At 57.9% G+C, this 25,763-nt stretch carries 21 protein-coding genes, 1 tRNA gene and 4 pseudogenes; 14 read left to right on the forward strand and 12 right to left on the reverse strand.

All coding sequences use genetic code 11. The features are described from left to right. Nucleotides 1-4 precede the first annotated feature (4 nt). Nucleotides 5-1,327, reverse strand: a complete 1,323-nt coding sequence (locus JTY93_RS14760) for a chloride channel protein (protein WP_205478299.1) — start codon at nt 1,325-1,327, stop codon at nt 5-7. A 404-nt stretch (nt 1,328-1,731) separates the two neighbouring features. Between JTY93_RS14760 and JTY93_RS14765 the strand changes: the two genes are divergently transcribed. The 4 genes from JTY93_RS14765 (at nt 1,732) to JTY93_RS14780 (ending at nt 5,462) form a co-directional block, all read left to right on the forward strand. Then, a complete protein-coding gene (locus tag JTY93_RS14765) occupies nt 1,732-2,412 on the forward strand; it encodes a response regulator transcription factor (protein WP_094952071.1) in 681 nt (226 codons plus the stop codon). Further along, nucleotides 2,390-3,805, forward strand: coding sequence for a sensor histidine kinase (locus tag JTY93_RS14770; RefSeq protein WP_205518874.1), 1,416 nt, complete (start codon nt 2,390-2,392; stop codon nt 3,803-3,805). The genes JTY93_RS14765 and JTY93_RS14770 overlap by 23 nt, the downstream gene beginning before the upstream one ends. 95 nt (nt 3,806-3,900) lie before the next feature. Then, nucleotides 3,901-5,100 carry a D-alanyl-D-alanine carboxypeptidase family protein gene (locus JTY93_RS14775; protein WP_240344497.1) on the forward strand — a complete coding sequence of 400 codons (1,200 nt, stop codon included), beginning with the start codon at nt 3,901-3,903 and terminating at the stop codon, nt 5,098-5,100. A gap of 17 nt (nt 5,101-5,117) precedes the next feature. Further along, on the forward strand, nt 5,118-5,462 hold the full coding sequence (locus tag JTY93_RS14780; protein WP_240344496.1) for a DUF6388 family protein: 345 nt from the start codon (nt 5,118-5,120) through the stop codon (nt 5,460-5,462). 44 nt (nt 5,463-5,506) lie between these two features. Here the strand turns inward: JTY93_RS14780 and JTY93_RS14785 are convergent, their stop codons facing one another. Continuing rightward, on the reverse strand, nt 5,507-6,961 hold the full coding sequence (locus JTY93_RS14785) for a TrkH family potassium uptake protein (protein ID WP_205478297.1): 1,455 nt from the start codon (nt 6,959-6,961) through the stop codon (nt 5,507-5,509). Between the two features lie 192 nt (nt 6,962-7,153). Between JTY93_RS14785 and JTY93_RS14790 the strand changes: the two are divergent. Further along, a pseudogene (locus JTY93_RS14790) lies at nt 7,154-7,395 on the forward strand (transposase); the annotation flags it as partial. Between the two features lie 42 nt (nt 7,396-7,437). On the opposite strand, the gene JTY93_RS14795 reads toward JTY93_RS14790, so the two are convergent. The 8 genes and pseudogenes from JTY93_RS14795 to JTY93_RS14830 all read right to left on the reverse strand — a co-directional run bounded on the left by JTY93_RS14795 (nt 7,438) and on the right by JTY93_RS14830 (nt 14,674). Beyond that, nucleotides 7,438-8,604: a restriction endonuclease gene (locus JTY93_RS14795; protein ID WP_205478296.1), complete on the reverse strand. Its 1,167-nt coding sequence runs from the start codon at nt 8,602-8,604 to the stop codon at nt 7,438-7,440. A 444-nt stretch (nt 8,605-9,048) separates the two neighbouring features. Then, complete coding sequence (locus JTY93_RS14800) at nt 9,049-10,053, reverse strand: hypothetical protein (protein ID WP_094952065.1); 1,005 nt, start codon at nt 10,051-10,053, stop codon at nt 9,049-9,051. 296 nt (nt 10,054-10,349) lie between these two features. Continuing rightward, nucleotides 10,350-10,661 (reverse strand): annotated as a pseudogene (locus tag JTY93_RS14805) (Arm DNA-binding domain-containing protein); the annotation flags it as partial. A 282-nt stretch (nt 10,662-10,943) separates the two neighbouring features. Continuing rightward, a tRNA-Gly gene (locus JTY93_RS14810) sits at nt 10,944-11,019 on the reverse strand. Nucleotides 11,020-11,082: 63 nt separating this feature from the next. Next, the gene (gene pgsA / locus JTY93_RS14815) at nt 11,083-11,643 is read right to left on the reverse strand and encodes a CDP-diacylglycerol--glycerol-3-phosphate 3-phosphatidyltransferase (RefSeq protein ID WP_029293776.1); all 561 of its coding nucleotides are present in this window, start codon (nt 11,641-11,643) and stop codon (nt 11,083-11,085) included. A 32-nt stretch (nt 11,644-11,675) separates the two neighbouring features. Then, on the reverse strand, nt 11,676-13,499 hold the full coding sequence (gene uvrC / locus JTY93_RS14820) for an excinuclease ABC subunit UvrC (RefSeq protein WP_205478304.1): 1,824 nt from the start codon (nt 13,497-13,499) through the stop codon (nt 11,676-11,678). Between the two features lie 16 nt (nt 13,500-13,515). Further along, nucleotides 13,516-14,157, reverse strand: coding sequence for a response regulator transcription factor GacA (gene gacA / locus JTY93_RS14825; RefSeq protein ID WP_029293774.1), 642 nt, complete (start codon nt 14,155-14,157; stop codon nt 13,516-13,518). A gap of 151 nt (nt 14,158-14,308) precedes the next feature. Beyond that, nucleotides 14,309-14,674, reverse strand: a complete 366-nt coding sequence (locus JTY93_RS14830) for a helix-turn-helix domain-containing protein (protein ID WP_205478294.1) — start codon at nt 14,672-14,674, stop codon at nt 14,309-14,311. An 81-nt stretch (nt 14,675-14,755) separates the two neighbouring features. Here JTY93_RS14830 and JTY93_RS14835 point away from each other — a divergent pair, with 81 nt between their 5' ends. Then, nucleotides 14,756-14,995, forward strand: a complete 240-nt coding sequence (locus JTY93_RS14835; RefSeq protein WP_205478293.1) for a BcepMu_gp16 family phage-derived protein — start codon at nt 14,756-14,758, stop codon at nt 14,993-14,995. A 36-nt stretch (nt 14,996-15,031) separates the two neighbouring features. Here JTY93_RS14835 and JTY93_RS14840 read toward each other — a convergent pair whose 3' ends face one another. Further along, on the reverse strand, nt 15,032-15,481 hold the full coding sequence (locus JTY93_RS14840) for a GNAT family N-acetyltransferase (protein ID WP_205478292.1): 450 nt from the start codon (nt 15,479-15,481) through the stop codon (nt 15,032-15,034). A 19-nt stretch (nt 15,482-15,500) separates the two neighbouring features. After that, nucleotides 15,501-16,250: a carbon-nitrogen hydrolase family protein gene (locus tag JTY93_RS14845; protein WP_205478291.1), complete on the reverse strand. Its 750-nt coding sequence runs from the start codon at nt 16,248-16,250 to the stop codon at nt 15,501-15,503. Nucleotides 16,251-16,397: 147 nt separating this feature from the next. Here JTY93_RS14845 and JTY93_RS29595 point away from each other — a divergent pair, with 147 nt between their 5' ends. The 8 genes and pseudogenes from JTY93_RS29595 to JTY93_RS14880 all read left to right on the forward strand — a co-directional run bounded on the left by JTY93_RS29595 (nt 16,398) and on the right by JTY93_RS14880 (nt 25,737). Continuing rightward, nucleotides 16,398-16,532, forward strand: coding sequence for a hypothetical protein (locus JTY93_RS29595; RefSeq protein ID WP_262381201.1), 135 nt, complete (start codon nt 16,398-16,400; stop codon nt 16,530-16,532). Nucleotides 16,533-16,871: 339 nt separating this feature from the next. Continuing rightward, nucleotides 16,872-17,957 carry a 3-deoxy-7-phosphoheptulonate synthase gene (locus JTY93_RS14850; protein WP_205478290.1) on the forward strand — a complete coding sequence of 362 codons (1,086 nt, stop codon included), beginning with the start codon at nt 16,872-16,874 and terminating at the stop codon, nt 17,955-17,957. Between the two features lie 283 nt (nt 17,958-18,240). Continuing rightward, complete coding sequence (locus JTY93_RS14855; protein WP_032861429.1) at nt 18,241-18,522, forward strand: peptidylprolyl isomerase; 282 nt, start codon at nt 18,241-18,243, stop codon at nt 18,520-18,522. 135 nt (nt 18,523-18,657) lie between these two features. Next, entirely contained in the window at nt 18,658-20,517 is a 1,860-nt protein-coding gene (locus tag JTY93_RS14860; RefSeq protein ID WP_205477787.1) for an extracellular solute-binding protein, read from the forward strand. Next, nucleotides 20,517-21,578 carry a microcin C ABC transporter permease YejB gene (locus JTY93_RS14865; protein ID WP_205477788.1) on the forward strand — a complete coding sequence of 354 codons (1,062 nt, stop codon included), beginning with the start codon at nt 20,517-20,519 and terminating at the stop codon, nt 21,576-21,578. The genes JTY93_RS14860 and JTY93_RS14865 overlap by 1 nt, the downstream gene beginning before the upstream one ends. Then, nucleotides 21,578-22,602 (forward strand): annotated as a pseudogene (locus JTY93_RS14870) (ABC transporter permease). The gene JTY93_RS14865 and the pseudogene JTY93_RS14870 overlap by 1 nt, the downstream one beginning before the upstream one ends. Nucleotides 22,603-22,612: 10 nt before the next feature. Beyond that, nucleotides 22,613-24,191: pseudogene (locus tag JTY93_RS14875) on the forward strand (ABC transporter ATP-binding protein). A 139-nt stretch (nt 24,192-24,330) separates the two neighbouring features. Then, nucleotides 24,331-25,737 carry a sigma-54 interaction domain-containing protein gene (locus JTY93_RS14880; protein WP_205477791.1) on the forward strand — a complete coding sequence of 469 codons (1,407 nt, stop codon included), beginning with the start codon at nt 24,331-24,333 and terminating at the stop codon, nt 25,735-25,737. Nucleotides 25,738-25,763: the final 26 nt, after the last annotated feature.

A 25,763-nucleotide genomic window follows, 5' to 3' on the forward strand; every position in this document is an offset into this window, starting at 1 on the left:
CAATCTACGTGTTGACTTTTTGCGCGGCGGCGCCACTGCCGTCCGATTGCAGAAAGCCACGCGCCAACTGCTGATAGAGCTCGGGGCCCATCCTGGCACTGACTGCTTTGGCAATCAGTGCAACAGCCATCAGACTGATGACCATGCCATGGCTGTCGATCATCTCCATCACGATGATTGCAGAGGTGATCGGCGATTGCGTGACTGCTGCCAGAAACCCCACCATGCACAGTGCAATGATGGGCTGTGCCGCCAAGGCGAAGTATTCAGCGACATTGGCACCGACAGCGGCGCCTACCGCCAAAGAGGGGGCAAAAATACCGCCCGGTATGCCGGAAAAATAAGTCACGACGGTCGCAAGAAAACGCGTAATCGGAGCGTGCCACGGCAAACCAACATCGGACACGATGATCTGGGAGGTGATCCCGTAACCGCTGCCAAAGGACATCCCACCGCTGAGCCAACCGAGAATCGCCACGATCATGCCGCAGCCACCTGCGAACCAGACTGGATGCAGGCGGCGCCATTCCCAGACGACAAAACTGCGATACCGCTGTGGCCACAGGAGCATCCGACTGAACAACCCCCCCATAACGCCACAGCCAATACCAATCGCCAGTACCGGAACAACGATATCGAGATTGGCCTCTTGTACGTCGAAGTGCCCGAAATAGTTGTAGTTGCCCTGCAAGGCAATTGCGACCATCCCCGACAAAATGATCGTGCTGAGCAACACCCCGCTGGTGCGGGTTTCCAACTTGCGCCCCAGCTCCTCTACCGCAAAGGCCACACCGGCCAAGGGCGTGTTGAAGGCGGCGGCAATACCCGCCGCGCCACCGGCCAGGATAAGGTCTTCAGGGCGAATGATGCGTGCGTTGGGCAGGTAACGATGAAAGAAATGCATGATCGAGGCGGCGACTTGCACCGAAGGCCCTTCTCGCCCCGCTGAAAAACCTCCGGTCAGGGCCAGGGTACCGAGGCCTATCTTGGCGAAGGCCAGACGCAACGACACCAACTTATTCACGGACTTGCCTTGGTGGGCCAACCGCGTAGCCGCGATCACCTGGGGAATACCGCTACCTTGAGCCCCTGTAAAAAAACGCGAGGTCATCCACACCACAAACATGCCGATCAGCGGCGTGTAGATAAACGGCAGCCATGGCCGGGCGGCGGCCTGTTGGGCGAACTGCATCAGCGCCAGGTCAGCCAACCGGGCGAACATCACTACCAGCAATCCTGCGAGGGTAGCAGCGACCCAGAGTGTCACCCGAGTACGCCATCGGATCGAGGCAAAGCGACGACGTATCAGCAATATCGGTTTGATCACCCGAGCGGATTCCCGTTGTTGAGGTTCAATAACATGCAAAAACAAGATTAACGGGTTAAACGGTCACGTCCAACCGGCAGTGACCAGATAACTATAGCTATTCACTCCCGGCTCAGTGGCCCCATCACGTCGACTTTATTTTGTGGGTAAGCCAATTTGTGTGAGCGCCTACCAAAGCGAATGTCAGCAAGAAGAAAGCCAGATAGGTTGTCATTATTTACCCTCATGTCTGTCAACGCGTTCGGCTGTTATTGCGAATATATCCGTGCAGGCGAAATGACCGGGTTAAGGTGGGTTAAGAAATAGTTAGTATTCGCGCGCAACTTGGAACAATAAGGTTCGCTTGCACTGGGTGTCGGCATTGAGTCGGGAGCGCCGAAAAATAAGTACAAATGGAGGAAGTCATGAGTAATGCGTTGGTCATTGAAGACGATCAGGTGACGGCCGAAATCATCGTCGCTGAACTCCAACGCCACGGTTTCAGCTCAAAGTGGGCCGCCACTGGACGCGAGGGATTGGCCTTGGCGATTGCAGGCGGCTACGACGCCATTACGCTGGATCGCATGCTGCCGGACTTTGACGGGCTGACGATTGTCAGCACCTTGCGCAGTCTTGGGATTCAGACGCCGGTCCTGATGATCAGCGCTCTTTCGGACGTGGATGAGCGCGTCCTGGGACTTCGTGCGGGCGGCGATGACTACCTGACCAAGCCCTTTTCGGCGGTCGAGATGGTCGCACGCCTTGACGCATTGCTAAGACGCACTGCCGCAGATCTGAGTAACCCGCACCTCAGTTGTGGCAACCTGCGACTGGACTTAGTGGAGCACAAGCTGACGCGCAATGATGAGGACATCCAGTTGCTGCCCACCGAGTTCAAACTGCTCAACTACCTGATGCGCAGTGCCGGCCAACTGGTCACTCGCACCATGCTGTTTGAAGGCGTCTGGGGCTATCACTTTGACCCCGGAACAAACATCATTGATGTGCACATCGGTCGGCTGCGCAAGAAGCTGGAAAGCGACGAAAACTCACCTGTGATCCATACAATACGCGGTGCTGGTTATGTCCTCGCAACCAAAAAATGAGGAATGGCGCTCGTCCGGTAGTCGGTTGATCGGGTTTTACGCGGTGTTTTTCGTGGCCTGGGGAGCGCTCTTTACCGGCGTGCTTTACTGGGAAATCTCCCACTATCTGGGCACAGTTGCCGAGCGTACGTTGCTGCAACGCGCCCACTATTATCAAAAGATCGACGACTCGAAACTGCTCGACGAGCTGGCGGCGAGTGAGGCTTACTCGACCCCCGGGATCGACGCCTACGGTTTATTTGCACCCGATGGCACCCATGTCGCCGGCGACCTGCTGAAACTGCGCTCCAACCTACCCGACGACGGCCAGGTTCACTACCTTGAGCGCGGCCTGAGCATTGCGTTACCCAGCACCGAAACCCGAAGCAGCTATGCCTTGCTGGCACGGCGCCCTGACGGACATATCCTGATTCTGGCACGTGACGGCGGGTCGATTTCCGCCGTGGGTGGCATTATTGAGCAGGCCCTGATGTGGGGGTTGTCATTAACCCTTATCCCCGGTTTGATTGGCTGGCGCTTGCTGCGACGTCGCCCATTGCGCCGTGTCAAACGCCTGCAGCTGTGTACCGAAAGTATCGTTTCGGGCAACTTGGCTGAGCGTTTGCCGTTGTCAGCACGCCGCGATGAACTGGATATGCTGGCCAACGCCGTCAATACGATGCTTGATCACATAGAGCAGTTGATGCATGAGGTGAAAAGCGTCTGCGACGGTATTGCCCATGATTTGCGCACACCCTTGACACGCTTACGCGCACGGCTCTATCAGCTCCAGCAGTTGCCGCTGGCCCTAGAACATAAGCAGACCTTGAATCAGGCGTTTGAGGAGAGCGAGTCGATCATGGTGCGCTTTCAGGGACTGCTGCGGGTCGCTGAGCTTGAGGATATTCGTCGCCGCTCTGCCTTTGCACCCTTCCCGATCATGACGTTGTTGAAACAGGCGCATGAGTTTTACGAGCCGATGGCACTGGACCGCGCCCAAACGCTTTCGCTGGACATTCCCAGCGATTGTCCCCAAGTGTATGGCGACTCATCGTTACTGTTCGAAGCGCTGGTCAATCTGCTCGATAACGCCATTAAATTTACCCCGGAGGGCGGCCATATCGAATTACGGGGGAGCATCAAGGACTCAGCCGTCATTATTGAAGTCGTCGACGATGGTACCGGCATCCCTGAAGCGGACCGTACGCATGTCATTCGCCGGCTCTATCGCGGCGAGGGAAGCCAGATAAACCCAGGCCATGGCTTAGGCCTGTCGTTAGTCGCCGCCATCGTGAAATTGCACGGATACACACTGGATATCCACCCCGGTGCCTCGGGCAGGGGAACGCGCGTATTGGTTCAATGCCCGATGTTCAGCGGTCAAGCCACGGATCGATCTGTACCTGAACATTAAATTTAACTTAATACTGGTTAATTTGAGCGCCTCGGCACCCAGGCCTAGCTTGGCAGCACATATTGCTGACCCAAGGCCTTTTGCTTGTGAAATATCTGTTGTTCCTGCGTGTGTTAACCGTGCTCTGTGTAACACCACCGCTTCTTTGGGCGAATGCAGCTCTGGCTGCCAACGCAACCCTGGGGACAATGATCCCCGCTGCGCCGAAGCTGGGCGCCGAAGCCTGGATACTCATAGACGCGGAAACGAACAGGGTCATTACCAGCCACAACAGTGATGCACGCCTACCACCGGCCAGCCTGACCAAGTTAATGACTGCGTACATCACGACGCATGAGCTTGAGTCTGGCCTGATAAGCGCAAATGATGAGGTCGTCGTGAGCGAAAATGCCTGGCGTACAGTTGGCTCACGGATGTTTCTCAAGCCCGGCAGCTCTGCTTCGGTTCACGATTTGCTAAGCGGCGTGATCATCGACTCCGGCAATGACGCGAGCGTGGCGCTGGCCGAACATATCGCTGGAAGCGAAGCCGGGTTTGTCGGGATGATGAACTCAACCGCTTCAACACTGGGAATGCTCAACACCCACTTTATGAACTCCACCGGCCTACCGGACCCGGAGCACTATTCCTCCGCGCGTGACATGGCGACCCTGGCTCGAAAAGTCATCAACGAAGGGACCACCTACTACCCTCTTTACGCCAAGAAAACCTTCACCTGGAACGGCATTCAGCAATCCAACCGCAATACGCTTTTGTGGCGTAATACCACGTACGACGGCTTGAAGACCGGGCACACAAAGGCCGCGGGCTACTGCTTGGTAGCCTCCGCACAGCGAGATGGGCAACGTTTAATCAGCGCAGTTCTGGGCGCCAGTAGCGCCCACAAGCGTACGACAGAAACAGAAAAGCTGATGGGGTACGGCTTTCGCTTCTACGACACCCAAACCTATAAGAGAGGTGGCGAAGTACTCTCGCAGGTCGCGCTCTGGAAAGGCATACAACCCTACGTGAATGTGGGCTTGCTTGAAGACATGACCCTCACGCTGCCCAAGAATAAAAATCGGGACGTCGAGATGCGCCTGGCGTTTGATGGTCCCATCGAGGCCCCTATCACGGCAGGCACGGTCATCGGAAGGCTCGATCTGTTCGATGCCGAGCATAAACTGGGGAGTCGCCCATTGGTGGTCCTGGTGGACGCAGAGCAAGGTCATTGGTGGCGACGCTGGTGGGATACCGTGCATTTGTTTTTTACCCGGACGGTCCGCAGTTGGTTCGATGAGGTCCAGGTAACGTGAGTAGTGAGGAGAAGGTCATGAACTCCGATGATCTACGCAAAGAACTCGCGCTTTCAAAATTCTTCGAAGGCGATTCATCCCTCAATGACGCTGTACAGGGACTGAGTCAGGCTGAAAAGAAAATGTGTATCGAATCGGCCTTTGAACAAGAGGCCGCAAGGCTTGGGGTAGAAGTGTGGGAGCTGACGCTGACAATGATTTCGCAGTCTCCCCAAGAGCTGAAACGCGTGACCCTGGCGTTCCATCGGGAAATTTCAGAGATGGTTGAGATGGCATGGAAGGATTACTGCACGCTAAAATGGGATCACCGAGTAGCCTTTGGGTCGCACATGCATCGGCGCTTAGCATCGCGACGGCCCTGAGTGCTGACCCTCTATCTTGGCTCCAGCCTATCAACAGTGAACACTCAATATCTCCAGAATACCGGCGTTATGAGCACTAACACTGTCAGGATTTCCAGCCGTCCAAGTAGCATGCCTATGGTCAATAGCCATTTGGCGGCATCCGGCAGTGATGAAAAGTTACCGGCCGGCCCAATGATTGTGCCAAGCCCAGGCCCGACGTTACACACCGCCGTAGCGGCACCGCTCAACGCCGTTGTCCAATCCAGCCCAATCAGACTCAAGCCCAAGGCAATCACAGCAATCGTGATGGTGAAAAAGAATGAGAACGTCAAAAGCGAACGTAAGATCTCTTCGTCGATGGGGTGGCCATTGTACTTTTTCTGAATCACGGCGCGTGGGTGGATCAGTTGCTTCAAACTGCTCACCAGTAAAGTTGCCGCTACTTGAAAACGGAAGATTTTAAGACCCCCCGCCGTGGAACCTGAGCAGCCCCCTACAAAGGTCAAATAGAAAAAAAGCAACACGGAGAAACTGCCCCATACGGTGTAATCGCCGACGGCGACGCCGGTGGTGGTGACAACCGATGTCACATTCACCGCCACGATACGAAATGCATCCCACCATCCGTAATCGCTGTGAAGACAAAGCCAAGTACCTACCGCCAGCCACGCGAAGACCAAGAACCCAATAAATCCACGAACCTGGTGATCCTTCAGCAGCGCGCGCCGATGGCCGCGTAATGTCGCGACGTATAACGTAAAAGGCAGGCTACCCAGAATCATGATGGCAACTGCCACCCAGTGAATAGCAGGCTGTGTCCAATGCCCAAGCGAGGCGTCCGACGTCGAGAAACCACCGGTAGAAATCAACGACATGGCGTGATTGACGGCATCAAATGGCGTCATCCCGGCAACCCAGAGCGCGAGCGTGCCGACGCCCGTGAGCCCCAAATAGAGAAAAAGAATGTATTTGGCTGCCACATGCGAGCGCGGCGTCACTTTTTCAGACCAGTCTGAAGACTCTGTCTGGAACAGCCGCATGCCCCCTACTCGCAGCAGCGGAAGAATCGCCACGGCCATGCCGATAAAACCGATCCCTCCCAACCAGTGAAGCATCGATCGCCAGATCAAAAGCCCCGGCGAGGCTGTGTCCAAACCACTCAACACCGTTGAGCCGGTGGTTGTGATGCCAGACATCGTTTCAAAAAAGGCGTCGGTGTAACTGATGTGACTGATAAACTCCATTGGCAACGCCGCGAAGATACACACCACCAGCCAACTGGCGGTCGTCAGCAGGTACATGTCCCTTGGGCGAAGTTGAGCGGTCTCTGGGCGCCCTCGCATGACCAGCGAGAGGCCGCAGATGAGTGTAATCAAACTGGACCAAAGAAAGGCGGACAAATCGTCGCTGCGCTCATAGACCACCAAGGTGATCATGGGGATAACCATGCTGATGGCCAACGTAATCAGAAACAGACCTAAGACAAAGCCGATGAGTCGTATTGCCGCGTGGGACATAAACAATAACCTGGCAAGTTAGCGCCGCGCAGTATCGCGGCGCCAAAACGTCTCCACCCGTAATTTTTTCGTAAAATTTCTATGGGCGCTTAGTCGCTTCGTCAACCTTAGCCTATTCCAAAGGTAATCCCCCCTGAAAAAAGCACTCACCAGAAGTAGAATTTTTTCCTAACCGGATCAAGAAAATTTTGCGTGAAAACATCACGTTTTTCAGACAGCCAAATCATCGCCATCCTCAAGCAAGCCGAAGCTGGTAGTCCGGCCCCTAGCTGTGTCGCGAACACGGCATCAGCTCTGCCACCTTTTACAAGTGGCGAACCAAGTTCGGCGGCATGGATGCGTCACTGGTGGCTCGATTGCGCGAGTTTGAGGAGGAAAACCGGCGCTTTAAGAAGATGTACGCGGAGGAGCGCCTCAAAGCGGAAATCATCCAGATGCGTCCTGCGAACAGCCCAGCCCCCCATGCCTAAGCCCCTTCAATATCCAGCTTCTTCAGCCTGAAACATCTCAATCAGCTTCTGGTTATAGTCATCCAAATAATGTTGAAGACCCTCGCGATCAACCAGCCGCACGGCCGCCGTGCTGGCTAACTCCTTGGCAGATCGGGTGAAATAGGAATTTGTAACCACCATCGCCTCATCACAGCCATAGAACGCCTTGGCGGAAATCGCCTGCTGAACGGCGGAGTTGCCCACAGAACCGGTGTAGTTTTTCGCTTGAATAACCATGTTCTTGCCGAAGCGACTCACAAATAGGTCAGCACCTTGATCCGCTGTTTTTTTGGTTTCCTTGACGTCGTAGCCAATGGTTTGAAAGATCTCAACCAAAAACGCTTCAAACTGGAAACCATCCATTCCGTCGACGAGATACATCGTAATGAAGCGATTGGGGTTGAAGTGCTCGAGCTGACTTGCCAGTCGCTCCACCAAGATATCGAAGTAAATCGTCTCGCACAGGCTAAGACCTTGTCGGAACGCCTGCATCGGTAGCAACGGCGTACCGGCCGCGGAAGTCGCCAGCGGATTGAATTGAATACCGGAATAATCGACCTGGTTCTCCCACAGGTAGTAGTAAAACAGCGCCAGATCCGCTCGAAATGTGGTGCCTGCTTCCTCGATCCATGACCTCAAAGTGTCAGAGAGGTTGGCTTTGATATGCCGGCTAAGCTCTCTGGAAAAGCCCAAATAAACCGAGTTGAACGATGTTGTCAGAAGCAGCTTATCCAAGAGCGAAGGAAGCTGTTCCAGCTCATCAAAGCCTTTGCGAATCAAGACCTCCCGGAACAGTTCCCTCTCCGTATAAACACCATCCATCCTCGGCCCAAGCGCTTCGGCGTCATCACGACCGCTCGTGCCCTCACGCGTGGTGTGAATAAAATTGGTGAAATACGGCTGCTTCAGCTCTGCGTATTTTCTCAACACGTTATTCAGTAAATCGTTGAGTTGGGCCTGTTCCTTCTTTTTGCCCAGAAAGTCTTTGATCAAACCTTTCGACCGGTATTGGAAGTCTGGGTAAAACGAAGGATCTAAAGGAGTGAGATGTCGAGTACTCAATTCAGACGAGGGCGACAACTCAGAGTTCGTACACCACGGGCATGCCGTTTCGAAGGTGGTCCTGTTGCATCCGTTGCACTGATAAATCATCGAAGTTCATCCCGTTTTTTGGTGGTGAGCTGCATGGCATGTTGAGCGATGAATCGAGCGGCATAGGGACCTTTTTACTGCCCGCAACCAATCATCTGGCCAGTAGGGGTGATCGTACAGACGTTCCCCTCGCTGTCTTCGGTGTGAGCGCCGCTGCTATCACTCCAAGACTTGATTGAATAGCTATTCCCTTCGCTGTCGCTCGACTCGACCACGTGACCATTTGCATAGGGCCGCGTCTCGGTATCCAGGTGATAGGTATTCCCTTCGGTATCCCAGGACTGGGCGTGGATATCGCCATCTGCGTCCGGTTAAACGTCCGAGCAGACCATGTATTCGTCCTCGCCGAAGCACTCAGCATTGACTGTTGAGGACAGCGAAACGCCAAGACATACGATTAAAACCATTCCGATGCATCTCATAACGCCCCCCTCTTCAAGTCAGTCAAGCACCGACAGAGAACCGTGCTGCGTCAAGTACCGCCACCGGCGCGAAACCGAGGGTCTTCTTGAAGCTCATGTTGTGAACAAAATTCTTCATGGCGTCAGATGGATCAATTGCATCGAGGTTGAGCGCGTCCATGGTCGATCGGGAAAACGCGACGCTGAGGATCGGCAGCTCTTGCATATGGCCCGTTGCGCCATTGAGTACATTATCCATTGCCGTGACGATCACAAGATCATCCGGCAGGACCGCCAGCAGCTCCCGCCCTACTCGCAAGGCGCAGCTGCAAACGTAGTCCTGATGAAGGTCATTGAAGCGTCCGATCGGCATGGCCTTGGCCGACAACTTACCGCTTTTCAGAAGTGACTTGATCTCTGTCGGGATGACATCAGAACCATGAATCGAGAGCCGGGACTCGAGGATAGCGTGTTCATGCACCGTCATCTGAATGGCTGAACCGAGCAGCGATATCTCCGTAAAAGGCTCAAACACCTCGATGGCATCGAGCTTTGCCTGACGATCGCCATCGAGAATGCGCTTGGCCAAGTCGCGCTCTTGCATCCATTCCGAATGAGTGTTTTCCCACTCAGTCAGCGCTGCTTGGTAACGATTGCGGTCCTCTGCCTGGCCAGCCTCAACCTTTAGTTGCAGGACCGCTCGTTGGCGAGCATCCAGCTTGAACAATCGGCTCCAGAAACCAGGTCGGTAATCCCTGACATCCTGTACGGCCTCTTGCTCAAAGCGATCATTTTTCTGTGGAGATTTGGGTTCGAGCTTCGAAAGCAAACGGCCCCAGTTGATGGTCTCGCCACACTCTTTATGCATGGACAGAAGGACTTCAAGGTGATTTTCGTAGACATCAACCTCATAGGCTGCTTGTTCAAGCGCCTCCATCCGAGCGTACTCTTTACTTTGACGCTCAAGGTCACGTTGGCGGCGATGGGCATTACGCTCCGATCTTCTGGCTGATGCCTTCAACGAACGAACAGTCCCTTTCCATCCCATACCTAATCTCCATATTCGCCATACAATCCGTAGTGGCACATTAGCATAAGCACCGCTCTACCCAAGATAGGTTCAGGCCTTGCCTTTGAACCTAAGACAAACAACGCGGAGATGGCGAGTGCCGGATTAAGCCCACATCGAATAGTCCGCGCAAATGACTATAGGCCTGTAAATCATGCCAGGCGGTCGGAGATTTCAAGGCCGCTGCGCAGCCCTGCTGCGTTACCCCCTCGTTCGCCCCGTGCCCCTAGCGCGAACAGTCATCGCCTCAGCGATGGCGGGCACCACCTTCCTCCCTTGGGCAGCGCGACAACGTCCAGGTCTGAAGCAGGATTGAGTTCCATACCTTCGACTTTTAACAGGACATAGCGAAACAGCTGGTTGAACCAGGTTCGGCAATTTTCAGCCATGGTGAAGGCTTTGCGTTGTTCGATGGTGCTGAGGATGGCCAGCAGATCGTGGCGGGTAAGCGCTTCTTTCAAGCTGACGGCGGGATACATGCCAAAGGACATGCATACTTGTCGGCCGGCCCAATAGTAGCGGAACAACCAGCATTTGCTGCCAGCTGCAGTCACCCAGAGTGACAAGCCGTCAAAGCCGCCGAGCATGTATCGTTTACCCGTAGGCTGGGCGTGCCGAATAGTGAATTCCGAGAGTGCATGGTGAGCTCCTGTTAAAGAGTCAGCACCCGATGCTCGTCCGGTACCCTGAAGTGACCCAGCCCAAATACATTTTCTAGTCGTTCCGTAAAAACTACTTACCAGACTACTTAAATATACCGGATCACCCTGGATCCCAGTAGTTTCCCGCAGAAACGAAAAAAGACGCCTAAGCGTCTATTTCGTGGATCCCAGCGTACAGTGGACAGTGTACATCTGTGGATCAAATTTTGGAGCGGGAAACGAGACTCGAACTCGCGACCCCGACCTTGGCAAGGTCGTGCTCTACCAACTGAGCTATTCCCGCGTCTTGGTGATGCGCATTCTATAGAATCCTCACCACCCGTCAACCCCTTGATTCAAAAAAGTTTTATTTCTTTTCCACGGTCGTGCGCAGATGCGGCCACGCGGCGCGCAGGTATTGCAGCATGGACCACAGGGTCAGGCCGGCGGCGATCAGCAGCAAGGCGTAGCCCAACAGCACCCAGAAGGTGAAGTTCGACGGGTTGGCCAGCAGGATCACCAGCGCCAGCATTTGTGCGGCAGTTTTCCATTTGCCCATATTGGACACGGCTACGTGGGCGCGGGCACCAATTTCGGCCATCCATTCGCGCAAGGCCGAGACGACGATCTCGCGACCGATGATCACGGCGGCAGGCAGGGTCAGCCACAGATTGCCGTGCTCTTGGACGAGCAGCACCAATGCCACGGCGACCATCAGCTTGTCAGCCACAGGGTCGAGGAACGCGCCAAACGGCGTGCTCTGCTCCAGGCGTCGTGCCAGGTAGCCGTCCAGCCAGTCGGTCGCGGCCGCGAAGGCAAAGACGGAACTGGAGGCCATGTAGCTCCATTCATAAGGCAGGTAAAACAGCAAAATGAAAATCGGAATGAGCAGGACGCGTAGAACGGTGATCAGATTAGGGATATTCATCGGCACAACTGGCTACGAGGTGAGAAGGCATTCTACTCGCTGTGTAGGTTTGCATAAATCAACTCAGCGAGCTTTTTACTGATACCGGGGGCTTTGGCTATTTCTTCAATGCTGGCACGGGACAATTCCTGCAATCCACCAAAATGTTTCAACAGTTCACGCCGCCGCTTTGGCCCTACCCCTGCAACCCCTTCAAGAGTTGAAGTACGCCGAGTCTTGCCACGTCGGGCGCGGTGGCCGGTAATGGCAAAGCGGTGGGCTTCGTCGCGGATCTGCTGAATCAGGTGCAGTGCCGGTGAATCGCCCTTCAAGGTGAACTCATGGGCCGCATCATTCAAGTACAACGTTTCGAAACCGGCCTTGCGCGTCGTGCCCTTGGCCACGCCGAGCAGGATCAGGTCAGGCACCGCCAGTTCGTTAAGCACGTCACGGGCCATGGACAACTGGCCCTTGCCACCGTCCACCAGCAGGATATCCGGCAGCTTGCCCTCGCCGTCCTTGAGTTTACTGAAGCGTCGGGTCAAGGCCTGGTGCATGGCGGCATAGTCGTCGCCCGGGGTGACGCCTTCGATGTTATAGCGGCGATAATCGGACTTGATTGGCCCTTCCGGACCAAAGACCACGCAGGACGCCACCGTCGCCTCGCCGCTGGAGTGGCTGATGTCGTAGCACTCCAGGCGTTGCGGTGGCTCGTCGAGCTTAAGCACGTCAGCCAGTGCCTCAAAACGCGCGGCCACATGCTGGCGGTTCGCCAGGCGAGCACTCAGGGCCTGCTCGGCGTTGGTCACCGCCAGTTGCTGCCAGCGCGCCCGGGTGCCGCGCACCCGGTGGCTGATGTCCAGCTCGCGGCCACGCAATGCATGGATCGCGTCGATCAGTGCGGGGAAATCCTCATGCACCACGTTGACGATCAGTTCGCCCGGCAGGTCGCGCTCGGGGCTGCTGACGTAGTACTGGCCGAGGAACGCAGCCATGACTTCGGCCACCTCCTCCTCGATTCCCGTCTGGGGAAAGAAGTTCTTGCTGCCCAGTACACGGCCGCCACGCACGCTGATCAGGTGTACGCAGGCGCCACCTGGATTGACGAAGGCTGCAATCACGTCAACGTCACCGGTACCGCCTTCCATGCTTTGCTGATCCTGCACCCGCCGCAGCAATGACACCTGGTCGCGCAGTTCGGCAGCCCGCTCGAAGTCCAGGACACTGGCCGCCTGTTCCATGGCGCCGGACAGTTCGTCCGCCAGGGCATTGCTGCGCCCTTCAAGGAACATCACCGAGTGCCGCACGTCTTCGGCATATTCCTGGGGCTCGACCAGCCCGACACACGGCGCCTTGCAGCGCTTGATCTGGTATTGCAGGCACGGGCGGGTACGGTTCTTGTAAAAGCTGTCTTCGCACTGGCGCACGAAAAAGGTCTTTTGCAGCAGGCTCAGGCTCTCGCGGATCGCCCCGGCGCTAGGGTAAGGACCGAAATACTTGCCCTTGTGCTTCTTTGCCCCGCGATGGATGCTCAGGCGTGGGAAGTCACCGTCCGACAGAAACACGTACGGGTAGGACTTATCGTCACGCAGCAGAATATTGTAGGGCGGCCGCCATTCCTTGATCAGCGTCTGCTCTAGCAGCAGCGCCTCGGTTTCATTGGCGGTGATGGTGGTTTCGACCTGGGCGATACGCCCTACCAGCGCAGCCGTCTTCGGCGCCAGGCCGGTCTTGCGAAAGTAGCTGGCCAGGCGTTTCTTGAGGTTCTTGGCCTTGCCGACGTACAGCAGGCGCGCCTCGCCGTCGAACATGCGATACACGCCAGGCCGGCCACTGCAGGTCGCAAGAAATGCACTCGGATCAAACGCGGCGGTTATTTCAGTGGCTAGCATTTCAGGCGCTGGCGTCCACCATGCCGTGGCGAACCGCGAGCAAGGTCAGTTCCACATCACTGCTGATGGATAGCTTCTCGAAAATTCGATAACGGTAGGTGTTCACGGTTTTCGGCGACAGGCAGAGCTTGTCGGAAATCGACTGGACCTTCTGGCAACCCACAATCATCAAGGCGATCTGAATCTCGCGCTCGGACAAGGCATCAAAAGGCGAGTCACTGACCGGCTGAAACGACTTGATTGCCAGCTGTTGGGCAATCTGCGGGCTGATGTAACGCTGGCCGGCGAATACCAGGCGGATGGCCTGGACCATTTCCGCGAGCCCTGCGCCTTTTGTCAGGTAGCCCGCTGCGCCCGCCTGAAGAAGCCTTGTAGGAAAAGGATCTTCTTCACAGACCGTCACCACGACGACTTTGATATCCGGATGGCTGCGCAACAACTTGCAGGTAGCGCCAAGACCACCAATCCCCGGCATCTTGACGTCCATCAAGACTACATCGGGCTTCAATTCACGCGCTTTGATCAGGGATTCCTCCCCCGACTCGGCCTGACCGACTACTTGCAGGCCATCGATGTCAGCCAGCATTCGTGTAATGCCTGTACGAACGAGATCATGGTCATCGACTACTAGCACCCTAATCAAGCAGACACCTCGCGAAATGGTCTTATAGGTTGCCGGACACCTTAGCAAAAAACCACGGCACAGACCTAGCTGAACGCGTCATATATATAGAGTTTCAATACACTACGAACGCCTGCCGAGCGGCAGGCGGGGGTGTTTCCTGGGTAAAAGGTCAGGATTCCTTGGGGATCGGCGGGGATTTTCCATTCACCACCGAGGAATGCTCTGCCAAGGTGCTGGTCAGCCGGCGGATTGCATCCTGATCCTCTTTAAACATCGCGCGATAGTTACCCAAAACCTTTTCTTCGACCTGGCTCAGGTTTTCCAGTTGGATAGGCGTGGGGCTACCTGTCAAAACAAATAGGATATCAACACCTTTCTCTGCAACGCGGGATAAATAATCAGCCTTTGGCGCGCGACCGCCACTTTCGTATCGACCTTGGGCGTTAGCCTCCACGCCTCCTATTTCACCAAAAACCTTTTGCGACAAACCCAGCCGCTCTCTTTCTTGCCTTAAGCGCGAACCTATTCCACTCATTTGGATGTAATATCCTTTATGGCACACCCCAAGAGGTGACGATGTCATCTCGTTTTGCACAAACTTGAACGGTTTTGAACTATGCCCGGAATCCGTACCGCTGCACAAGCCAAAGCCTGGCTGGAACATCAAGGAAAATCGGTCCAGGCATTCGCCAGGGAACATGGCGTGGACCCGGCGACCACCTATCAAGTGCTCGCTGGGCGCAAAAAGGGGCGGCGTGGGGAAGCCCATAAGGTCGCGGTCCTTTTGGGCATGAAAGACGGGATCATCGTTAACGAAGCAAAAAGCCTGGGCAATGATCAGGAGATCGACTCCTAAAGGGCAGTATGCACCGATTCAAGTCGAGCGCGAGGTTTACCGGGACGAGTGCGCCGACAGACACACGGACTCCATGCGCCAGAAACAACCTTCTTCACCAACAATACTCAGGCCCTGGCGCTGATACAGCCTTTTTGCCGGATTGGTCTTGAATACCGTCAATCGCAAATACCCCCGGTTTTCGGCACACGCCTTGGCAATCATCTGGTCCAGCACCCAACTGCCTGCGCCCTGGCGGCGAAAAGTGTCGAGAATGTGCAGCTCACGAATATACAGCGCGTTGTCATCCCGACTCAGACTGACGAAGCCTATCTGCCTGTCGTCCTGGCAAATCAACCAGTTTTCCCGTCCCGCCCAGGCGGTATCAAAGCCTTTGTCGGACCACGTCAGACCGTAGTGCCCATAGTAATGGTCCATAGCCTGATGGGTCAGGCTGCGCGCAAAGGCCAGGTGGTGGTCCGATGCAGCCTTGAGCGTGAATGCCATCGCGGTGGCCTCCATTACGTCACAGCATGACCTGCCAGCCGGTCCAACTGCCAGCCTCCCTGCGTGCCATTACCAGGGCATCGCCCACACCTGGCGTAGCCGCAATCAACTCGCCATCCGGCCCCCAGATAGCACTGCGCCCGGCACACGCCCAACCACCGGATGGCCCGCCATGATTGGCCATCAACACCACCATCGAGTGTTCGGCGGCGTATCCCTGAAGCAACGCACTGTCTGCGGCGTAACCACCCTCGCTGATCAATACACCCGCCGCATAGACCGTAGCCCCGAGCGTCGCCGCATCCTGTGGATGGCTGGCGTGGGAAAAGTCGGCGCATACCGCCAGCGCGATCCGGTCCTCACCCCACACCAACGCCTCGCCACCCGAACCTGGCGCAAATGCCGCCTCTTCGCCAGGATGTAGATGCTGTTTGCTATAGACCGCCATTGAACCATCCGCCGCCAACACCAGGGCACCAATCAACACCCCGCTGCTCGACGGCAAGCGAATCGGCATGCCGACCACCACCGTCATGTGCAGCTCACGCGCCAGGTCCCGCAGGGGCGCCAGCACTGCATTGTCCGGCGCAATCGCCAACCCCGCCGCCAGCGCAGGCTCGTAGCCGGTCAGGGACAACTCCGCAAATACCAGCAGTTGCACACCCTGCTCGGCGGCCGCGACCATAAATGCCATGTGACGCTGGATATTGGCCGCCAGGTCGCCAGCAATGGAACAGGTTTGGGCACTGGCAAGGGTCAAGGTGGTCATGGTCGCGTCCTGGCTATCATTGTGAGTATCCATTCAGCATATCGGGACATCCGCCATAGTGGTAAGCCCCTCATCGCAATAGAAATTACTGATTGAATCCACCGCCATGCCTCAGTTAAGCTCCACCCCATCATTTGGAGAAACACCATGTTGCAACTCACCCTCACCCAGGCTTGCCCTACTGCCAACGCACCGCGTTCGGTCGTGGCTACCCGCGTGAACGGTTTGAGCGCACTGGTCAGCTTTTATTTTGGGTATTGGTTTAGCCACTGGCGCGCCTGATACCTGAAATCGGCGCCCACTACTCAAGGGGTCGCCTGCCAGAGAAATCTAACCCCCGGTCGGCTCCCCGACCGGGGGTTTTGTTTTTTCAGCCCTGAACAATTTTTGCTACACACCGAACTTAAAGGAAATCACACCATGAACTACTCCACTTATTACCGTTACGACACCTGCACCGCCTGGCGATTTAGCAAGCTCCGTTCGGGACAGCCTGCCGCCTCCGATCGGTCACCTATTGGTGGCAAGCCAACACACGTAGCCAATACGGCCAATTGTCGAACACCCCAGTAGGGCAGAGCGTGCGGGAATGGCCCGCCGCTTGCCCAGGAAGCAGAAAATATGAACTCATCCATCGCCGCCCTGCCCGTCACCACCCTTGCCAGCGCCAATGAAGCGCTGACCCAGCGTTTGCCCAGCGCCCTTGAGCTCAAGCATCAGTTGCCCCTGAGCCCGTTCCTGACCGAGCAAGTCAACGCGCATCGCCAGGCTATCCGCGCGATTCTCAATGGCGAAGACTCCCGTCTGCTGATCATCGTCGGCCCCTGCTCGATCCATGATCCCGAATCCGCCATGGAATACGCGCGCAATCTGAAGAAATTGGCCAATGACGTCAGCGACCAGATGCTCCTGGTGATCCGCGCCTACGTCGAAAAACCGCGCACCACCATCGGCTGGAAAGGCCTGGCCTACGACCCGCACCTCGATGGCAGCGATGACATGGCCGCCGGCCTCACGCTGTCGCGGGAGTTGATGCGCGAAATGCTGCGCCTTGGCTTGCCGGTTGCCACCGAGCTGCTGCAACCGATGGCCGCTGGCTACTTCGATGACGTGCTGAGTTGGGTCGCCATCGGCGCCCGTACCACCGAATCGCAGATCCACCGGGAAATGGCCAGCGGTCTGGGCATGCCCGTGGGCTTCAAGAACGGCACCGACGGCGGCGTGGCCATCGCCTGTGACGCCATGCGTTCTGCGGCTCACCCGCACCGCCACTTCGGCGTCGACAGCCAGGGGCACCCGGCGATCATCCAGACCCCAGGCAACGCCGATACCCACCTGGTGTTGCGTGGCGGGCACCGTGGCCCGAACTACGACCGCCAGAGCGTGGCCCAGGTCAAGACCGACCTGGCCAAAAGCAAGGTGACCACGCGGATCATGATCGATTGCAGCCACGCCAACAGCGGCAAGGACCCGATGCGCCAACCGGCAGTGTTCAATGATGTGCTGGAGCAACGCCTGCAAGGCGACACTTCATTGATCGGGATGATGCTGGAAAGTCATCTGTTCGACGGCTGCCAACCACTCAGCCCGTCAATGCGCTACGGCGTTTCGGTGACCGACGGCTGCCTGGGCTGGGACGGCACCGAGCAATTGCTACGTGAAGCGGCCGCACGCCTGCGCGCTCAGAAAACGCTGGGGCATGCGTAAGCGAACTGGCCATCCCGTTGAACGGTAACTGCCTTATTCTGACAAGCAGGCTTGTTGTGGCGAGCGGGCTTGCCCCGCGCTGGGCTGCGCAGCAGCCCTAAAACATACTGCCCAGGTTTATCTGAAAAAAACGCAGCGGACTTACTGGGTCCGCTGCGCAGCTCAGCGCGGGGCAAGCCCGCTCGCCACAATGAACCCGGCCCGATAATTCAGTGGAACTTTGCCAGGAAATAACCGCCTGAATCCGGTACGCTCACCTTTTTTATTCAAGGAGTTACCCACCATGGCTAAAGCTACCGCCCGTCACATCCTGGTTGCCACCGAAGACAAGTGCAACGAACTCAAAGCCCAGATCGAAGGCGGCGCTGATTTCGCAGAAATCGCCAAAGCCAACTCAAGCTGCCCATCGAGCCGTGACGGTGGCAACCTGGGTTCGTTCGGCCCAGGCCAAATGGTCAAGGAATTCGACACTGTCGTATTCAGCGCCCCGGTCAACACCGTGCAAGGCCCAGTGAAAACCCAGTTCGGTTATCACCTGCTGGAAGTGACCAGCCGCCAGGACTGATCCACGTCTTTGCAAAACACAACGGCCCGCCTTTTGGTGGGCCGTTGCGTTTGTGTGGCAGCAGGGTGACTGGCGACCCGCACGCGGTTAGGGTACAAGTCCCCTTCCTTCTTCACCCGGCGTTCAAGGCTGATAATGCGACTGGACTTCCTCACGTTGGTTAGCTCCACCCTGGCCTTGCTGCTGGCGAGTACTGTCTCGTTCGCAGCCCCTCAACATGCACTGACCGTCTACGGCGAGCCCGCCAAGTACCCTGCCGGGTTCAGTCACTTTGACTACGTAAACCCCGATGCGCCCAAGGGCGGCAGCCTCAAACGCTCGGCCCTGGAAGTCGGCCGCTTCGACCATGTCCTGCCGTATATCGACAAAGGCATCGGCGTCAGCCAACTGGACGGCTGGGTGTATTCGCCCCTGGCCTACCGCTCGCTAGATGAGCCCTATACCGTCTACGGCCTGGTGGCGGAAAAGATGGAACGCGCCGAGGACGGCCTGTACCTGCGGTTTTTCCTCAACCCCAAGGCACGGTTTGCCGACGGCAAGCCGATCACCGCCGAAGACGTACGCTACAGCTTCAACCTGCTGATGACCCAGGGCAGCCTGCGCTTTCGCACGCTGTTTGCCGACGTCAAGCACGTCGAGGTCGAAGGCCCCTTGCAAGTGCGCTTTGACTTCTCCAGCAATCAAAACCGCACCCTGCCCCTGGATGTCGCGACCCTGCCGGTGTTCCCCGAACATTGGTGGAAGAGCCGCGACTTCGCCAATGGCGGCGGTTATGAAGCACCGTTGGGCAGCGGCCCGTACAAGGTCAGCAAGATCAATTCCGGCAGCACCATCACCTTCCAACGTGATCCTGATTGGTGGGGCAAGGACCTGCCCGTCAGCCGCGGCCTGTACAACTTCGATCGCCTGAGCCTGGAATACTTCGGCGATACCGAAGTCGCTCGCCAGGTCCTGCGTGGCGGCGCCTACGATTTCAACCGTGAATTTTCCGCCACCGGCTATTCCATCGGCTACAACGGCCCGGCCCTGGATGATGGCCGCCTGCAACGGGCGCACTTGGCCAAGGATGCGCCGCAAAACTCCCAGGGCTACGTGTTCAATCTGCAAAAACCGATGTTCCAGGACCGCCGCGTGCGCCAGGCCCTGGCCATGCTCTGGGATTTCGAGTGGGCCAACCGGCAGATGATGCGCAACCTGTACATCCGCCAGCAAAGCTACTTTTCCAACAGCCCGCTGGCCGCAACCCAACTGCCAGACGCCGAGGAGCTGGCGATTCTCGAACCCTTGCGCGGGCAAATCCCCGACGAAGTCTTCACCCAAGTGTTCAAGGCGCCCACCACCGACGGCAGCGGCATGATCCGCGACAAGCAGTTGCAAGCCCTGGCCCTACTCGAAGAAGCCGGCTGGACGCCCAAGGGCGACAAACTGGTGAATGCCGCCGGCGAGCCCCTGGAGTTCACTTTCCTCAATGTGCAAAACGGCCTCGAACGCCTGCTGCTGCCCTATAAACGCAACCTGGCGCAGATCGGCATCACCCTCAACATCCGGCGCATCGACTCCTCACAGTACGTCAACCGGCTGATGAGCCGCGACTACGACATGATCGTCACCGGCTTCCCCGTCACCACCTCGCCGGGCCTTGAGTTGTACAACTACTTCGGCTCAGCCGCCGCGTTCGACCGAGGCGCCAACAACTATTTCGTCCTGCAGAACCCGGCGGTCGATACCCTGATCACCGGCCTGGTGCGCGCCACCACCCAGACGCAAATGCTCAGCTACGCCCATGCCTTGGACCGGGTGCTGCAATGGAATTACTACTGGATCCCCAATTACTACCCGCCCGGCACCTCGGCCGCCTGGTGGAACCGCTTCGGCCGCCCGGCCATCGAAGCCAGCAACGACGAGGCGCTGGAGTCGTGGTGGGAAGTCAGTCCGACCCCCCTGACCAATGAGCAGATGAAAGCCCAACTGAGCAAGTCGCGAGGTGCCCACTGATGTTTGCCTATATCGTGCGGCGCCTGCTGCTGATCATCCCGACCCTGGTGATCATCCTGCTGGTGAACTTTGTGATCGTCCAGGCCGCACCCGGCGGGCCGGTGGAGCAAGCCATCGCCCACTTGCAGGGCATTGGCGGTGCCAGTGTCGGCGGGGCCTCCGGCGACGGCGTCAGCAGTGGATCACGCGCCAGTCGAGGCCTGGACCCCAAGCTGATCAAGGACATCGAAAAGCAATACGGCTTCGACAAGCCAGCCCACGAACGCTTGTGGCTGATGCTCAAGAGCTATGCCCAACTGGATTTCGGCAACAGCTTTTTTCGCGGCGCCACGGTGACCGACCTGATCCTGGAAAAGATGCCGGTGACCATATCCCTCGGCCTCTGGGCAACCCTGATTACCTACCTGGTATCGATCCCCCTGGGGATCCGCAAGGCCGTGCGCCACGGCAGCAGTTTCGATGTGTGGAGCAGCACCGCCATCGTCATTGGCTACGCGATGCCGGCCTTCCTGTTTGCGATGTTTTTGATCGTGGTCTTTGCCGGCGGCACTACCTTGAACTGGTTCCCGGTGCGCGGCCTGGTGTCGGAGAACTTCGAGCAATTGAGTACCATCGGCAAGATCGCCGATTATTTCTGGCACTTGGTGCTGCCGGTCAGCGCCCTGGTGATCGGCGGGTTCGCCACCTTGACCATCCTCACCAAAAACTCGTTCCTCAATGAAATCACGCGCCAGTACGTGGTCACGGCACGGGCCAAGGGCCTGAGCGAACGGCGCGTGCTCTACGGCCATGTGTTTCGCAACGCCATGCTGCTGGTGATCTCCGGGATCCCCCAGGCATTCATCAGTGTGTTCTTCGCCGGCTCCCTGCTGATCGAGGTGATCTTCTCCCTCGACGGCCTGGGCCGCATGAGCTACGAGGCCGCCGTGTCGCGGGACTATCCAGTGGTCTTCGGCTCGCTGTTTATCTTCACTCTGTTCGGCCTCTTGATAAAACTGATCGGCGACCTCTGCTACACCCTGGTGGACCCGCGTATCGACTTCGCCGCGAGGAACGCCTGATGCTCAATCTGTCTCCCGTCGCTCGACGACGCTTTGAACGCTTCAAGCAAAACCGCCGGGGCTGGTGGTCGCTGTGGCTGTTTATCGGCCTGTTTATCCTGACCCTGGGTGGCGAGCTGATCGCCAACGACAAACCACTGGTGCTCAGCTACCAGGACGAACTGTACTTCCCCGTGTTCAAGCGCTACACCGAGCAGCAGTTCGGCGGGCAACTGCCGTTCCAGGCCGACTACCGCAGTGACTACGTGCAGCACCTGATCAAGAAGGATGGCGGCTGGATGCTGTTCCCGCCAATCCCCCTTCAGCGATGACACGCCCAACTACGAGCTGACCCGCCCTGCCCCCCAGTCCGCCGTCCACGGTGAACTGGCTGGGCACCGATGACCAGTCCCGGGACGTGCTGGCACGGGTGATCTTCGGTGCGCGGGTGTCGATCCTGTTCGCCCTGGCGCTGACTGCGATCAGCGCCACCATCGGCATTGCCGCCGGCGCCTTGCAGGGCTATTACGGCGGTTGGGTCGACCTGCTCGGCCAACGTATCCTCGAAGTGTGGTCAGGGCTGCCGGTCTTGTACCTGCTGATCATTCTCTCGGGGTTTGTCGAGCCCAACTTCTGGTGGCTGCTGGGGATCATGGCGTTGTTTTCCTGGCTGGCCCTGGTGGACGTGGTGCGCGCCGAGTTCCTGCGCGGGCGCAACCTGGAATACGTCAAAGCCGCGCGAGCCCTGGGCCTGGGTGACGGCAAGATCATTCGCCGGCATATCCTGCCGAACGCAATGACGGCCACCTTGAGCTACCTGCCCTTTATCCTGACCGGGGCGATTTCCACCCTCAGCGCCCTGGACTTCCTCGGTTTCGGCATGCCGGCAGGCAGCGCGTCCCTCGGTGAATTGATCGCCCAGGGCAAGCAGAACCTGCAGGCGCCGTGGCTCGGATTGACGGCGTTTTTCACCCTGGCACTGATTCTGTCGCTGCTGGTATTTATCGGCGAGGCGTTGCGCGATGCCTTCGACCCACGTTCATGAGTGAATCCGTATGAGCGACAACCTGATCGAGATCCGCAACCTGTGCGTGGCCTTCAGCGGCCAGACCGTGGTGCGCAACCTGTGCCTGGATATCCGCCCCGGCGAGTGCCTGGCGCTGGTGGGTGAATCCGGTTCGGGCAAGTCGGTAACCGCCCATTCGATCCTGCAATTGCTACCCCAGGCCGGCACCGCGAGCAGCGGCTCGGTGCGTTATCGGGGTCAGGAGCTGATCGGCGCCGGACCCAGCGCCCTGCAAAAACTGCGCGGCAACCGCATCGCGATGATCTTCCAGGAGCCGATGACCTCCCTCAACCCCTTGCACAGCATCGAAAAGCAGATCGGCGAAACCCTGCTGCTGCACAAGGGCCTCGGCGGCAAGGCGGCCCAGGCACGCATCCTCGAACTGCTGGATTTGGTGGGCATCCGTAACCCGCAAGAGCGCCTCAAGTCCTACCCCCCATCAGTTGTCGGGCGGGCAGCGCCAGCGGGTGATGATTGCCATGGCCCTGGCCTGCGAACCGGAGTTGCTGATCGCCGACGAACCAACCACCGCGCTGGATGTGACGGTGCAGCGCAAGATCCTGCAACTGCTCAAATCCTTGCAGCAACGCTTGGGCATGTCGTTGCTGCTGATCAGCCATGACCTCAACCTGGTGCGCAGCATTGCCCAGCGCGTGTGCGTGATGCAGGCCGGGGAAATTGTCGAGCAGGTCGACTGCCAAACCCTGTTCAATGCCCCGCAACATCCCTACAGCCGCCTGCTGCTGGATGCCGAACCGGTCGGCACGGCGCTGTGCCAGGATCAACGCGATAACGTATTACAAGTCGACGGTTTGAGTGTGCGCTTCCCCATCGGGGGCGGGCTGTTCCGGCGCAAGCAGTACCTGCAGGCGGTGGACGGCATCAGCCTGGACCTGCAACGGGGCAAGACCTTGGGTATCGTCGGCGAGTCCGGCTCCGGCAAGTCCACACTGGGCCAGGCGATCCTGCGCCTGCTGGACTCCAGCGGCAGCATCCGCTTCCAGGGCGAGGCCCTTGATGGCCTGAGCCAGAAGCAGATGCAGCCCTGGCGCAAGCAGATGCAGGTGGTGTTCCAGGACCCCTACGGCAGCCTCAGCCCGCGCATGTCTGTACAACAGATCATCAGCGAAGGGTTGGAAGTGCACGCGCCCTGCAGCCTGCAGGAGCGTGACGCGCAGGTGATCAAGGTGCTGCAGGATGTGGGACTCGACCCGGCCAGCCGCCATCGCTACCCCCACGAATTCTCCGGCGGCCAGCGCCAACGCATCGCCATTGCCCGCGCGCTGGTGCTGCGCCCGGCATTGATACTGCTGGACGAGCCCACCTCGGCCCTGGACCGCACCGTGCAAAAACAAGTGGTGGCGCTGCTGCGTGAACTGCAGGAAAAGTACGGCCTGACCTACCTGTTTATCAGCCATGACCTGGCCGTGGTGCGGGCCATGGCCCACGACATGATCGTGATCAAGGACGGCAAGGTGGTCGAACGCGGCCCGAGCCAGGCGCTGTTCGACTCACCGCAACATCCCTACACCCAAGAACTGCTCGCAGCCACACAACTGCCCTTGTAGGAGCGAGCTTGCTCGCGAAGATCGTTAACGATAACGCGAAAAGCCTGCCACCCCGAGGCGTCCTCAGGTTTTTCGCGAGCAAGCTCGCTCCTACAAGGGGCGGCGTGATCCTATTCACCTTTTTAGTGGCGGCGCCAGCATGAACACCAGCGAAAGCCTCAAGGACTACCAGCACGTTCGCGGCCTGGCGATCCAGTCCCTGTTCGAAATCATCGAGCAGTCCAGCGAAGGCACTGTGATTGTCGACCGCGACGCCAATATCGTGTGGATGAACGAGCGCTACGCCAAGCGCTTTGGCCTGAAAAGCGCCGATCAGGCCATCGGCCAACCATGCGAACAGGTCATCTCCAACAGCCTGCTGCGCCAAGTGGTACGCAGTGACCAACCGATCCTCCTGGATATCCAGGACACGCCCAAAGGCCCGCTGGTGGTGATGCGCCTGCCGATCCACGACGATGCCGGCAAGGTGATCGGCGCCATCGGCTTTGCCCTGTTCGATGAGTTACGCAACCTCTCGCCGATGATCGAGCGCTACCTGAGCATGCAACAGGAACTGGCCTCGACCCGTTCGCTGCTGCGCTCACGCCAGAGCAAATACAACTTTGCGCACTTTATCGGCACCAGCGCCGCCAGCCTGGAGGTCAAGCGCCGCGCTAGGCGCAGTGCGAGCGCCGATTCACCGGTGTTGCTGCTGGGCGAGACCGGCACCGGCAAGGAGCTGCTGGCCCAGGCTATCCATGGTGCCTCGCCGCGTGCCAATAAAGCCTTTGTCAGCATCAACAGCGCCGCCATCCCCCACGACCTTTTGGAAGCCGAGTTCTTCGGCACCGCACCCGGCGCATTCACCGGCGCCGACCGCAAGGGCCGCCCCGGCAAACTGCAAATCGCCCAGGGCGGGACGTTGTTTCTCGATGAAATCGGCGACATGCCCCTGCCCCTGCAAAGCAAACTGCTGCGGGTGTTGCAGGAAAAAGAGTTTGAGCCGGTGGGCTCCAACGAGATGATCACCAGCGACGTGCGCGTGATCGCCGCGACCTCCACCGACCTGGAAGCCGCGATCAAGCGCGGCGAATTTCGCGCCGACTTGTACTACCGCCTCAACGTGTTGCCGATCCAGGTCCCGCCCCTGCGCGAACGCCTGGATGATATTCCGGCGTTGAGTGAAGCGATCCTTGAAGAACTGCGCAGCCAGCATGAACTGGACCGCGAAGCCCTGGCGTTGCTGGCCCGGCATGCCTGGCCGGGGAACATCCGCGAATTGCGCAACGTGCTGGAGCGGGCCGCCTTGCTCAGTGATGACCTGGTGCTGGATGCGCAAGAGATTCGCGCGGCGATTGGTACGTTCAGCCCGGTGCAGTGCAGCGCCGTGGCGCCCATTGAGGTCGAAACCTTCAGCGCGGCACGGGAGCGGTTTGATCGGCAGTTGATTGCTGCAGCGTTGCGCCAGTGTGAGGGCAACGTGATCGAGGCGGCCAAGCGGCTGGGGCTCGGACGCTCGACGCTGTACAAGAAGATGGTGGCGCTGGGCATCGAACAATCTCAATAAAGAGACAAATATCTCAAACAAAAGAC

The sequence above is a fragment of the Pseudomonas hygromyciniae genome, from assembly GCF_016925675.1.
GTDB classification, from domain to species: domain Bacteria; phylum Pseudomonadota; class Gammaproteobacteria; order Pseudomonadales; family Pseudomonadaceae; genus Aquipseudomonas; species Aquipseudomonas hygromyciniae.